Here is a 12,148-nt window from a genome sequence, read left to right as displayed (position 1 = left end):
GGCCAGGACGTAGTGGCGGGGCACGGCCGGGGTCCGGGCCAGGGCGGAGCGCAGCCGTGATCCCGCAGATCCGACAGATCCCGCACCGGGCTCAGCCACCGTGTCACTGTCGAGGACGAGCGGACCGCCGGTGACCAGGATGACCGGGAGTCCACCTGCCAGCACCTCACGGATCGAGGCGACCTTACTGCCCCAGGCGGGGCCGTGGTCGCTCACCCACCTCACCGTGTAACGACGGCGCCCGCCACCCGGCGTGCAGGTGCTCGCGATCTCGGTCATCTGCCGGGCCACGGACCAGGGCGTGGAGCCGAGCGCCTTCGGCCAGGGCAGGCCCCCCAGGCCGCGGACATTCATGGCCCGTTGGATCCGTACCTGCTGGCGGGACAGGACGGAGACCAGCTGTTTGCCCTCCCGACCGGACTGCGAGTCGGTCATCTCGTGGGTGAGGTCGTCCGTCACAGCTACGCGCTCGCCGGGCGTCAGAAGCAGGCAGGTCGCTAGGAGGCAGGTGGGTCCGCAGGTGGTGGCGTCGGTCTGGGTGAGGGTGATGGCCTGGCCCGCCTGGGTGAGGCGGCCCACTCGCAGCCGGGAGTTGACGGCTCGGGCGACGATGGCCGGCTCCGTCTGCCGGGGCGTGGTCATCCGATGCGCTCCAGGATGACGCCGCGCTGACGGCGGGCCACGGCGTCGGCCGCTTCCGGCGAACCGGCCTCGGAGATGACGATGCCGCCGGTGAGCGCCTCCCGGGCGCGGGTGAAGCGCTCGGGGGTGGCGGTGTGCAGGGTGAGCAGTGGTTGGCCGGCGCGCACCTCGTCGCCCGGTTTGGCGTGCATGGTGACGCCGGCGACGGCCTGGACCGGATCCTCCTTGCGGGCCCGCCCGGCCCCGAGGCGCCAGGCGGCCACCCCGACGGCGAGGGCGTCCAGGATGGTGAGGACCCCGTCAGCCGGGGCGGTGACGGTCTCGGTCTGCGGGGCGAGGGGCAGGGGCGCATCCGGGTCGCCTCCCTGGCGGGAGATCATGTCGCGCCAGACGTCCATGGCGCGCCCGTCGGCCAGGGCGGCGCGGGCCTGATCCTCCTCCACGGGTCTACCGGCGGCGGAGCACATCTCCAGGGCCAGGGCCACGGTGAGGTCGACGACGTCGGCCGGTCCCCCGCCGGCGAGCACCTCGAGGGACTCGGCGACCTCGAGGGCGTTGCCCGCGGTGAGGCCGAGCGGGGTGGACATGTCGGTGAGCAGGGCGCGGGTGGTCACGCCAGCGTCGGTGCCCAGGGCCACCATGGTGGAGGCGAGCTCGCGGGCCTGGCCGGGCTCCTTCATGAAGGCGCCCGAGCCGACCTTGACGTCCAGGACGAGGGCGCCGGTTCCCTCGGCGATCTTCTTGGACATGATCGAGGAGGCGATCAGGGGGACGCAGGAGACCGTGGCGGTGGTGTCGCGCAGGGCGTAGAGGCGCTTGTCGGCGGGGGCCAGTCCCGCCCCGGCGGCGCAGATGACGGCGCCGGGGCCGTCGGCGCCGAGCATCGCCAAGATCTCCTCTCCCGTGAGGTCGGCCCGCCAGCCGGGGATGGACTCCAGCTTGTCCAGGGTCCCGCCGGTGTGCCCGAGCCCGCGTCCGGACAGCTGGGGGACGCTCACGCCGAAGACGGCCACGAGCGGCGCCAGCGGCAGGGTGATCTTGTCCCCCACTCCCCCGGTGGAGTGCTTGTCCGCCGTGGGGCGGGGCAGGCCGGAGAAGTCCATGCGCTCCCCGGAGGCGATCATGGCGTCGGTCCAGCGGGCGATCTCGGCCCGGCTCATGCCGCGCAGGTAGATGGCCATGGCCAGGGCGCTCATCTGCTCCTCGGCGACGACGCCGCGGGTGTATGCCTCCACGACCCAGTCGATCTGGGCATCGCTCAGGGTGGCGCCGTCGCGCTTGGCGGCGATGACGTCGACGGCGTCGAAGGGCTCGACGGCCGGCGGTGCGGCAGGGACGGTCACGGGGGTTCTCCTCCATCTGTGGCTGCGGGTCAGCCGGCCCTCAGCTCTGCTGGCCGACGACGCGTTCGACGTCGTCGGCGGTGAAGCGGTCGGGCAGGACCTCGTCGATGCTCATCATCCCTGAGGGCATGGCCAGCACCATACCGTCGGCGGCGTGCTCGCTCAGGAGCTGGCGGCAGCGCCCGCACGGCGCTAGGGCCCGGCCGTGGGCGTCCACGCAGGCGAAGGCGACCAGGCGCCCTCCCCCGGTGCGGGTGAGCTCGGAGACGAGGCCGCACTCGGCGCACAGGGTGACGCCGTAGCCGGCGTTCTCCACGTTGCATCCCGAGACGAGTCGACCGTCGTCGACCAGGGCGGCGGCGCCGACCTTGAAACGGGAGTAGGGGGCGTAGGCGTGGGTCATGGCCTCCACGGCGAGCTCGTGCAGGGCCCGCCAGTCGGCGTCGGTCAGATCGGTGGGCGCGATGCTGCTCACGGGTAGGGCACCCCCTCGGCGGCCGGGGCACGCACCTTGCCCACGAATCCGGCCACCGCCAGGATCGTGACGATGTAGGGGATCATGGAGATGATGTCCGGTGAGACCGAGCTGCCGATGACCGGCAGGGTCTGGGCCACGGAGGTGGCGAAGCCGAAGAGCAGGGCCGCCCCCAGGGAGCCCAGGGGCCGCCAGGCGCCCAGGATCATGGCGGCCAGGGCGATGTAGCCGTTGCCGGCGGTCATGTCGTTCTCGAAGGACAGGCCCGATCCGACGGTGAAGAAGGCCCCTCCCAGTCCCGCGAGCGCCCCGGCCAGGGCCAGGTTGGTCACGCGGGTGCGCATGACGTTGATGCCGACGGTGTCGGCGGCCTTGGGGTGCTCACCGCAGGCCCGCAGCCTCAGTCCCCACCGGGAGCGGAAGAGCATGACGGACAGGACCGCCACGGCCGCGTACATGAGGTAGACGAGGATCGTCTGGCGGAAGAGGACCGGCCCGATGATTGGGATCCGGGACAGCAGCGGCACCGTCAGGGTGGGCAGGCGCAGGGCCCGGTTGAGGCTGGGGCTGGAGGACAGGAAGGTGGAGAACAGGAAGCCGGTGAGCCCGGAGACCAGGACGTTGAGGACGACGCCGACGACGATCTGGTTGACCCGGTAGCGCAGTCCGAACAGGGCCAGCAGGAGGGCCACGAGGACTCCGGCCACGGGCGCGGCCAGGATCCCCACCCAGGGGTTGGAGCAGGCCGAGGCGACGACGGCCCCCAGGAAGGCCCCGCCCAGGAGCTGGCCCTCGATGGCGATGTTGATGGTGCCCGAGCGCTCCCCGATGATCCCGGCCAGTGAGCCGTAGACGAGGGGGACGCTCAGTCCCAGCGCGGAGGACAGGATGGTCACCAGGGGGATGACGCCGCTGCGTCCAGCCCCTGCCCAGGCCAGGAAGGCCAGGACGAATCCGATGCCGATGAGGGCGGCGGCCCAGGTCGGGATCCTGGTGCGGCGCCGGGAGCGGTCGAAGGCGACGGCGGTGGCCGCCGCGACGATCCCGGCGGCGGCGAGGATGACCAGGCGCGCGTTGAGCTCGGGGGCCCCGAGCCTGAAGAGGTCGGAGGAGGCGGTCAGGTCGAAGGTGGTCGAGCCGCGGGCCCCCAGGGCCATGAGCCCCTGCAGGAGGAGCGCGACGACGCCGGTGATCGGGATCTTCAGATCCATGGGCGCGAGCGCCGCGGGCGCGGACGCATCCGGTGCGCTCGCGGCGTGAGAGTCGGCGGAAGCGGTTGATGCGCTCATGGCTCAGGCCTCCTTCGCGGCGGGAGCGGCCGGGGCTGCGGCCGGTACTGAGGCGGGGGACGGGGAGGTGGCGCCGAGGGGCTCTCGGCGCTCCGGGAGCCGGAAGATGGCCCGGATCAGGGGCGGCGCGGCGATGAACAGCACGATCGTGGACTGCAGGACCAGGACGATCTTGATGTGGGTGCCCGGTGCCGCCTGCATGGCGGTGCCTCCGGCGCGCAGCGCCCCGAAGAGCAGGCCGGCCAGCACGGTCCCCAGGGGGCGGGAGCGTCCCAGGAGTGCCACCGTGATGGCGTCGAAGCCGATGGTGCCCACGACGGACTCGTCCATGCTCTTCTGGGTGCCCAGGACCGGCGCGGTGGCGGCCAGCCCGCACAGGGCGCCGGAGATCATCATGACCAGGCTCGTCACCCAGGGCACGCTCATGCCGGCGGTGCGGGCGGCGTCGGCGTTGAGTCCGGTGGCCCGCAGCTGGAAGCCGAGGCGGGAGCGCTCCATGAGCCACCACACGGCCACGGCGACCAGCAGGGCCAGGAGGAAACCGGCGTGGAGGCGGAAGGAGTCGCCGGCCAGCGAGGGGTACTGGGCGGTGTCCGCCACGGTCAGGGACTTGCGGTTGCCGGTCTCTCCCTCACCGTTGAAGGCCTTGAGGCTGAGCACCTGGGACAGCAGGTGGGCGGCGATCGAGTTGAGCATGATCGTCACGATCACCTCGTTGGCGCCGGTGCGGGCCTTGAGGACGCCGGCGATGCCGCCCCACACCAGTCCACCTAGGGCCGCCCCGACGACGGCGACGAGCAGGTGGGCCACCGGCGGCAAGTTCCAGGCGATGCCCACGTAGCAGGCCGTGATCGCCCCGAGGATCATCTGCCCCTGGCCGCCGATGTTGAACAGGCCTGCGCGGAAGGCCACCGCCATGCCGAGCCCGGCGATGATGAGCGGGGTGGCGTTGGTCAGGGTGTCGGTGATGGGGCGGATCATGCGCACGCCCGTGGTGGCGCGCCAGTCGAAGACCGCGCCGCGCAGCAGGGAGCTGTAGGCCTCGCTCAGGGTGGAGGCGGTGGCGTGGAGGAAGTCGCCGGGGCGGTTGAGCAGGTAGGTGGCGGTGTAGCGCACCTCGGAGTCGGCCGCGAGGATGAGGATCGAGCTGAGGATCAGGGCGGTCAGGACCGCGAGCAGCCCGACGACGGCCGGTGAGGAGGCGACCTGCCGCAGCAGGGCGGCCTGGCCGCTCGAGCCGCGCTCAGAGCGGTCCTCGGACGGGGGCCTCGGGGTTGCTTCGGTGCTGGAGCCGGTGGTGGGGGTGCTCATCGTGTCTGCTCCTGAGGGTCGAGGGCCTGTTCGGCGGGGGTGCCAGCCATCATGAGGCCCAGGGCGTCGCGGGCGGTGTCGGCCGGGACGGTGCCGACGATCCGTCCGCGGTACATGACGGCGATCCGGTCGGCCAGGGCGTAGATCTCATCGAGCTCGGAGGAGATGATGAGGACGGCGGTGCCGGTGTCCCGCTCGGCGACGATGCGCTGGTGGACGAACTCGATGGAGCCCACGTCCAGGCCGCGGGTGGGCTGGGAGGCGACGAGGACCTTGAGTGGCCGGGAGAGCTCGCGGGCGAGGATGGCCTTCTGCTGGTTGCCTCCCGAGAGGGTCGAGATGGCGTCATCGACGTCGGTGACACGCACGTCGAACTCCTCGCGCATCCGGTGGGCGGCGTGGCGCACACGCATCGGGGACAGCGACGGGCCCCGCCCCAGGGAGGGGTCGTCGTAGCGGTCCAGGACCATGTTCTCGGCGACGGAGAGCTCGGCAACCATGCCGTCGGTGGTGCGGTCCTCGGGTACGAAACCCAGTCCGGCTCGCAGGCGGCGGCGCACCGTGTGGCCGGTGACGTCCTGGCCGTCGAAGGCGATGGAGCCGGCGGTGGGCGCTCGCAGCCCGAGGATGACCTCGCTCAGCTCGGTCTGACCGTTGCCCTGGACACCTGCAATGGCGAGGATCTCGCCGGATCGCACGTGCAGGTCGATGTCCTGAAGCACGACGGTGCCGTCCTCGATGAGGCTGATGCCCTCCAGGGCGAGCCCGTCGCCCCCGGGGGCGGCCGGGGCCTTGTCAACGGTCAGGGAGACGTCGTGGCCGACCATGAGGCCGGCGAGCTCGGCGGCCGAGGCGGTGGGCTCGGCGGTGCCGACGACACGTCCGCGACGGATGACGGTGATGGTGTCGGCGACCTCGCGGATCTCGCGCAGCTTATGGGTGATGAAGACGATGGAGGTGCCCGAGTCCTTGAGCTCGCGCATGATGGCGATGAGCTCGTCGGTCTCCTGCGGGGTGAGCACGGCGGTGGGCTCGTCGAGGATGAGGACCTTGGCGTCTCTGGCCAGGGCCTTGATGATCTCCACACGCTGCTGGACGCCCACGGGCAGATCCTCGATGAGGGCGTCGGGGTCGACGTCGAAGCCGAAACGGCGGGAGATCTCGGTGACCTTGGCCGCGGCGGCGCCGGCGTTGAGGAGCCCCAGCGGCCCGACCGGCTCGTAGCCCAGGGCGACGGACTCGGCCACGGTGAAGACGGGCACGAGCATAAAGTGCTGGTGGACCATGCCGATGCCGGCGGCCACGGCGTCGCCCGGACCGGAGAAGGTGACGGGCTCATCGTCGATGAGGATCTCTCCGGCGTCGGGCCGGTGGAGGCCGTAGAGGACGTTCATGAGTGTGGACTTGCCCGCGCCGTTCTCGCCCAGGAGGGCGTGTATCTGGCCGGGTTCGACGGTTAAGTCGATGTGGTCGTTGGCCACGAGCGGCCCGAAGGCCTTCGTGATCCCGCGCAGCTCAAGCTTCACAACAGGCTCGCTTCCGGGTGGCGGTGGAGGCTCGGGGCGCCGGCCCCGGCCGGGCGTTCAGGAGGGGTCATAGGGGGTGGAGACGTCGAGGGTCCCGTCGATGATCTGGCCTCGCAGCTCCTCGAGCCTGGCCTTGACCGGCGCCGGTACCCGGGAGTCGAAGTCGTGGAAGGGTGCGGCGGCCACCCCGTTGTTCTTGAGGGTTCCGATGTAGGGCTCGGAGGAGAATCTCCCCTCGGAGGCGTTCTTGACGGTGTCGAAGACCGAGTTGCCGATCTCCTTGACCACGGAGGTCATGATGATGCTGCCGTCGCCGGTGGAGGTGTAGCCGTCGGAGTCGACCCAGATGACGGCGTTGGTGCCTCCGGCGTCGTTCTTCTGGCGCACGGAGGACAGCGTGCCCTGGCCGACGGGGCCGGCCACCGGCATGATGACGTCCGCGCCCTGGGAGATGAACTGCTCGGTGATGGCCTGGCCCTTGGCGGCGTCGGTGAAGTTGCCGACGAAGGAGCCGCCCTTGCCGGTGGTGGTGTCCCAGCCCTTGACCTGGACCTGGGCGCCGGTGTCCTGGTTGTAGCGGGCCACGCCCTTGGCGAAGCCGTCCATGAAGATTTGGACGGTGGGCAGGGGCTTGCCGCCGTAGGTGCCCACGACCCCGGTGCGGGAGGTGCCGGCGGCGGCGTATCCGGCCAGGTAGGCGGCCTCGGCCGTCTTGAACAGCAGCGGCTTGGTGTTGGGCAGGGTGGCGGGCTTTCCGTCGGCGCCGATGAAGGAGGCGTCGATGAGGGCGAACTGGATGTCGGGGTTGGTCTTGGCCGACTCGGTGAGGTCGGCGGCGATGTTGAAGCCGACGCCGATGACGAGCTTGCAGTTCTGCTGGATGAGCGCGTAGATGTTGGTGGCGTAGTCGGCCGAGCTCTCCGACTGCACGGCGATGGTCTTGACTCCCAGCTCCCTGCCGGCCCGGTCCAGGCCCTTCTTGCCGGACTCGTTGAAGGAGTGGTCGTCGAATCCGCCCTCATCGGAGAGCATGCAGGCGGTGAAGTCCTTGGCGCCCTCCAGGTTGCGGGTGGGCCGCTGCGCCGGCGGCGTCCCGCAGGCGGCCAGGACCAGGGCCACGGCCGCGCCGAGTGTCATCGCGGAGCAGGCCTTCTTCATGGAAACCTCCGTGGTTCTCACGTGCGACGGGGGACACATTCGAGTGTTAAGGATAGGTGAAAACTTCTCATTATCACACCACCTGTTCCACCCAGATGATCTCGTGATCGTCGTGGTTTCGACGAGGGGCCCGGCGCCGGAGGACTGTCTTCTTCCGGCGCCGGGCCCCTCAAGACCTCAGCGGTTCCAGCGGTCCCAGCGACTTCGACGGCTGCTGCGCCCGCGGCGCAGTGGTTCGGCTAGAGCAGGTCCTCGCGGCCGGCCGCCTTGAGGGCGTCGACGACGCCCTTGACGTCCTGGGCGCGCTCAGGGGTGGTGACCAGGAGCGCGTCGGGAGTGTCGACGACGACGGTGCCCGGCACCCCCAGGAGCACGACCGTGCGTCCGCAGGTGGAGGCGACGAGGGCACCGTCGGAGTCGAGGGCCCGGATCTCTGCGCGAGGGGCAGCGGGGGCGGCGTCGCCGGCAGTGCCCGTACCGGCAGAGCCGTCGACGTCGTCGAGGACGCCGACACCGGTGGCCGGCCCCTGGGTACGCGGCGGGACGAGGTCGGTCAGGGCGTCGAAGCCGCCGACGTCGTTCCAGCCCATGGAGACCGGCACGGTGGCCACTCCCCCGGCGGCGGCCACCGGCTCGGCGATGGCGTTGTCGATGGCGATCTTCTCCAGGGCGGGCCAGCGCTCAGCCAGGACCTCCTCGCGCTCGGGGGCGTCCCAGACGGCGGCGATGGCCTCGATGCCCTGGGCCAGCTGGGGCCTGAGCTCGGCGAGGTGGTCCAGGAGGACACCGGCGCGGACCACGAACATGCCGGCGTTCCAGCGGTAGTCGCCGGTGGCCAGGTAGGCGGCGGCGGTGTCGGCGTCGGGCTTCTCGGTGAAGCCCAGGACCCGGCGTCCGTCGGGGGCTCCGGGCACGTCGGTGGGGTCGCCGGCGTGGATGTAGCCGAAGGCGGTCGAGGGGCCGGTGGCCTCGATCCCGATGGTGACCACCCATCCCTGCTCGGCCAGGAGGGCGGCCTGGCGGACGGCGTCGGCGAAGGCGGCACGGTCGGCAACGGTGTGGTCGGCGGCGAAGGATCCGACGACGGCGTCTCGCCCGTGGCGGTGGGCGATGACGGCGGCGGCCAGGCCGATGGCCGCCATGGAGTCGCGCGGAGAGGGCTCGGCCAGGAGGTTGTCGCGCGGGACGTCTGGGAGCTGGTCGGCGACGGCGGCGATGTGGGCGACGCCGGTGACAACCGTCGTGGTGGCGGTCAGGGGGGCCAGGCGCTCGACGGTGTCCTGCAGGAGGCTGCGGCCGGCCCCGGTGAGGTCGAGGAGGAACTTGGGGCGCCTGCGTCGGCTGAGCGGCCACAGCCGGGTGCCCGCGCCTCCGGCGGGGATGATGGCGTGAATGGCCGGCGCTGAGCCGTCGCAGGGTGTCGAGCCGCTGGGATGTGCGACCTGAGTGGAGCCGCCAGGGTTACCGGGAGTGTCAGTCACCGCCACAGGCTATCGTCCTGGCCCGCTGTCTGTTCACCAGGTCGGGCTCAAGGCCGCGCCGAGGCTCAATCCTCACGGGATCGGCACCGGGGGGACGTAGTCGGGGTGCGCCGTCGGGTCCGCCTCGAGGCTGCCGGTGATGGACTGGCGGGGCCAGGTCAGGGTCTCGGGCACGGAGAGCGTCACGTAGTTGGGGCGCTCGTGGGCGTGGACCTCGTCGGGGTGGTCGACGTCGCGGGGCAGCGGCGGGTTGGCCATCCAGGCCGCCACGAGCAGTACGACGCGGCTGGTCAGGTGCAGCCACAGGATGAGGACGGCGATGGCGGCGAAGGAGGCCAGCAGCGGGTTGCGCGTCACCGAGCCGACCGCCCCGGTTCCCACCTGGCGCAGCACACCCAGAGTGAAGGCGCCCAGCATGCAGCCCTGCAGCAGGTCGCGTCGGGGAGGGCGGATGCCGCACATGGTGATGAGCAGTGCCAGGACACCGGTGTCGATGAGGAAGGAGAGCAGGAGCGTCGTCATCCACGCCCCGGTTCCGGTCAACGACTGCGGCAGCCCCAGGGTCCGACCGACACTGCCCGACAGCGTCGTCGTCACCACCGAGGCGACGGCGGTCACCAGCACTCCGGCCACGATGACGAGGAACCCCGCGATATTCGCCAGCTGCCCGATCACCGGCCTCATGACGGGATTGACCAGCCCGAACATGGCCCGCAGGGCGATCTTGAGAGTGCCCATGAGGCTGATGACGGAGTAGATGAAGGCCCCGGCCGCCAGCACCGATCCCAGGTTGAGCGCCGAGGAGAGCGTCAGCTGCTTGACCGAGACCAGCCCCTTGCCGTCGCCGGTGTCGATGACACCGGGCAGCAGAGAGTTGATGGAGTCCACGACGGCAGCCCGAATGGTGGGGTGCTGACCGAGCATCGCCATGAGCATGCTCACGCCGACGGCGAGCACGGCGAAGACCGAGAACATACCGGTGTAGGCGATCCCTCCGGCCATGAGCGCGCCGCGCGCCGTGCCGTAACGGACCAGGGCCCGGCCCACCCGTGTGCGCCGCCCGGCGGCCAGCAACGCCTTGACGCGCTCGATCACACCGGGACCACCGGAGCCGTCGGGACCACCGGAGCCTGACTACCGGCGGGGGCGCCGGAGGCGAGGGAGCCGCCGAAGGCGAAGGAGGCCACCACGTCCCAGCCCTCCTCCGAAGCCGAGCACCGGCTGCCGCCGTGGTCGGCGGGCCGGCCGCGATGGCGGTAGAGATGAAGCTCGGTGACGGTGAAGTCCATGGTCAGGCCCGCGCCCTTCCTCGCCGCGGTGTCGAGACCGTCCTCGGCGACCTCGTGAGCCAGAGTCACGTGCGGGTGGAAGGGGAAGCTGAGCGAACGGGCCAGGGGTCCCCGACGGTCGCGCACCCGCGCCTGAAGACGGTCGCACTCCTCGGCACCACTGCGCAGACCGAGGTAGACCACGGGGCTGACGGGCCGGAAGGTACCGACCTCATCCAGACGCACCTCGAAGGGACTCGTCCCAGCAGCCACGTCGCGCAGGTGCCGCATGACCTCCTCGAGGGAGTCGACGTCGACGGCCGTGGGCGGCAGCAGCGTGATGTGAGGCGGCACGACCTCGGCGAGAGGATCCCCGGCGGCCTCCCGCACCGCTCGCACCTGGGCGGCGTAGTGGGAGGGCAGGGCGATGGCCACACCGATGACGCACTGGTGCGCGTCTGGTGCGGGGATCTGCATGACTCCTGGGCTCCTACGGGATAACTGGCTGGTCGGGTTGATGTGAGTTCTTGCGTCCGGAGAACGCATGACCACGAGGGTGACCCGAACACATTACCGTGTCACGCCCCTGTTATCCCAGCCGGGCGAGCGGCACGAGCGGGATAAGTGTGCCATGACCGACCGAACGGGTGGAACAGCGGCGCTCCTTTCGCTGTGCGACTCTGTGCGGGAACGTGCGAACATGTCGTTTTCGGCGCCGAGGTCTGGCAGACTGGTCTCATGCAACCCGGCCTGTCAGCCTCCACCGTCGGATCGCCCCGCCCGGCCCCAATGCTCGCTCGTCAGCGCCAGGAGCACATCCTGGAGCGGGTCGCGGCCACCGGCGGGGTCCGGGTGGCCGACATCGTCGAGGAGCTGGGGATCTCCGAGATGACCGTGCGCCGCGACATCACCGAGCTCGTCACCCAGGGCCTGGTCGAACGCGTCCACGGCGGGGCGGTGGCGGCCGGCCCCACCACCCTCGAGCCGCGGTTCACCGCCAAGTCGACCCTCAACCTGGAGGCCAAGCGCCGCATCGGCCAGGCCGCGGCCGCCATGGTCCGCCCCGGGGACTCCCTGGCACTGTCGGCCGGGACCACCACATTGGCACTCGCCCAGGCCCTGACCGAGCTGGAGCACTTCCCCACCCTGACCGTCATCACGAACTCGCTGCCCGCCGCGCAGGTTCTCTTCGACGCCGCCGACGCCGCCCGCACCGAGAACCGCGACGCCCCCACGGTGGTCATCACCGGCGGTGAGCGCACGCCGTCCAACGCCCTGGTGGGGCTGGTGGCGGTCGACGCGCTGCGCACGATGCGCGTGGAGTGGGTCTTCCTGGGCGCCCACGGCTTCACTCCCGAGGCCGGGCTCATGACCCCCAACCTGCAGGAGGCCTCCGCCAACCAGGCGCTGGTCGCCGCCGGGCGCACGGTGGTGGCCACGCTTGACTCCTCCAAGTGGGGGGTGCTGGGGCTGCGCTCCTTCTGCGCCACCCGGGACATCGGGGTCCTGGTGACCGAGGCCGAGCCCGACGCCGACGGCGTCGACGCCCTGCAACAGGCCGGCACCCGCCTGACCATCGCCACCTGACCCCTCCCCCACCCACCCCGCCTCTTCCACAGCCTGTCCGCTCACTCACCCAACAACCCGTCACAGGA

Annotated in this window: 11 protein-coding genes; 1 reads left to right on the top strand and 10 read right to left on the bottom strand. The window is 71.2% G+C overall.

The features are described 5' to 3' along the window. From BKH20_RS12690 to BKH20_RS12645, 10 genes are all read right to left on the bottom strand, one after another. Window positions 1–642 (bottom strand): hypothetical protein (locus BKH20_RS12690; RefSeq protein ID WP_075391366.1); only part of this gene is annotated, 642 nt, incomplete at its 3' end. After that, window positions 639–1,985: a thymidine phosphorylase gene (locus BKH20_RS12685; protein ID WP_075391365.1), complete on the bottom strand. Its 1,347-nt coding sequence runs from the start codon at window positions 1,983–1,985 to the stop codon at window positions 639–641. The genes BKH20_RS12685 and BKH20_RS12690, both read right to left, overlap by 4 nt. A 40-nt stretch (window positions 1,986–2,025) precedes the next feature. Next, a complete protein-coding gene (locus BKH20_RS12680; RefSeq protein WP_075391364.1) occupies window positions 2,026–2,460 on the bottom strand; it encodes a cytidine deaminase in 435 nt (144 codons plus the stop codon). Next, window positions 2,457–3,749, bottom strand: coding sequence for an ABC transporter permease (locus BKH20_RS12675; protein WP_075391363.1), 1,293 nt, complete (start codon window positions 3,747–3,749; stop codon window positions 2,457–2,459). Before BKH20_RS12675 ends, BKH20_RS12680 begins: the two co-directional genes overlap by 4 nt. 3 nt (window positions 3,750–3,752) lie before the next feature. After that, complete coding sequence (locus BKH20_RS12670) at window positions 3,753–5,060, bottom strand: ABC transporter permease (protein WP_075391362.1); 1,308 nt, start codon at window positions 5,058–5,060, stop codon at window positions 3,753–3,755. Further along, the gene (locus BKH20_RS12665) at window positions 5,057–6,586 is read right to left on the bottom strand and encodes an ABC transporter ATP-binding protein (protein WP_075391361.1); all 1,530 of its coding nucleotides are present in this window, start codon (window positions 6,584–6,586) and stop codon (window positions 5,057–5,059) included. The genes BKH20_RS12670 and BKH20_RS12665 overlap by 4 nt, the downstream gene beginning before the upstream one ends. 57 nt (window positions 6,587–6,643) lie before the next feature. Further along, a complete protein-coding gene (locus tag BKH20_RS12660) occupies window positions 6,644–7,744 on the bottom strand; it encodes a BMP family lipoprotein (protein ID WP_075391360.1) in 1,101 nt (366 codons plus the stop codon). A 239-nt stretch (window positions 7,745–7,983) separates the two neighbouring features. Continuing rightward, window positions 7,984–9,231 (bottom strand): mannose-1-phosphate guanylyltransferase, encoded by a 1,248-nt coding sequence (locus BKH20_RS12655; RefSeq protein WP_075391359.1) that lies wholly within the window; start codon window positions 9,229–9,231, stop codon window positions 7,984–7,986. Between the two features lie 66 nt (window positions 9,232–9,297). After that, complete coding sequence (locus BKH20_RS12650; protein WP_075391358.1) at window positions 9,298–10,320, bottom strand: YihY/virulence factor BrkB family protein; 1,023 nt, start codon at window positions 10,318–10,320, stop codon at window positions 9,298–9,300. Then, window positions 10,317–10,970: a 2'-5' RNA ligase family protein gene (locus BKH20_RS12645; RefSeq protein WP_075391357.1), complete on the bottom strand. Its 654-nt coding sequence runs from the start codon at window positions 10,968–10,970 to the stop codon at window positions 10,317–10,319. Before BKH20_RS12645 ends, BKH20_RS12650 begins: the two co-directional genes overlap by 4 nt. Window positions 10,971–11,282: 312 nt before the next feature. Between BKH20_RS12645 and BKH20_RS12640 the strand changes: the two genes are divergently transcribed. Continuing rightward, window positions 11,283–12,080 (top strand): DeoR/GlpR family DNA-binding transcription regulator, encoded by a 798-nt coding sequence (locus tag BKH20_RS12640; protein ID WP_075391356.1) that lies wholly within the window; start codon window positions 11,283–11,285, stop codon window positions 12,078–12,080. Window positions 12,081–12,148: the final 68 nt, after the last annotated feature.

Origin of the sequence: Actinomyces oris (assembly GCF_001937445.1) — a bacterium.
Taxonomy (GTDB): domain Bacteria; phylum Actinomycetota; class Actinomycetes; order Actinomycetales; family Actinomycetaceae; genus Actinomyces; species Actinomyces acetigenes.
The sequence above is the reverse complement of the archived record's forward strand: the minus strand, read 5'-3'. Positions and strand labels throughout refer to the sequence as shown.

Coding starts and splice junctions, on each gene's coding strand:
- BKH20_RS12670 (WP_075391362.1), bottom strand. CDS start 5,060: ATGAGCACCCCCACCACCGGCTCCAGCACCGAAGCAACCCCGAGGCCC.
- BKH20_RS12660 (WP_075391360.1), bottom strand. CDS start 7,744: ATGAAGAAGGCCTGCTCCGCGATGACACTCGGCGCGGCCGTGGCCCTG.
- BKH20_RS12640 (WP_075391356.1), top strand. CDS start 11,283: ATGCTCGCTCGTCAGCGCCAGGAGCACATCCTGGAGCGGGTCGCGGCC.
- BKH20_RS12645 (WP_075391357.1), bottom strand. CDS start 10,970: ATGCAGATCCCCGCACCAGACGCGCACCAGTGCGTCATCGGTGTGGCC.
- BKH20_RS12675 (WP_075391363.1), bottom strand. CDS start 3,749: ATGAGCGCATCAACCGCTTCCGCCGACTCTCACGCCGCGAGCGCACCG.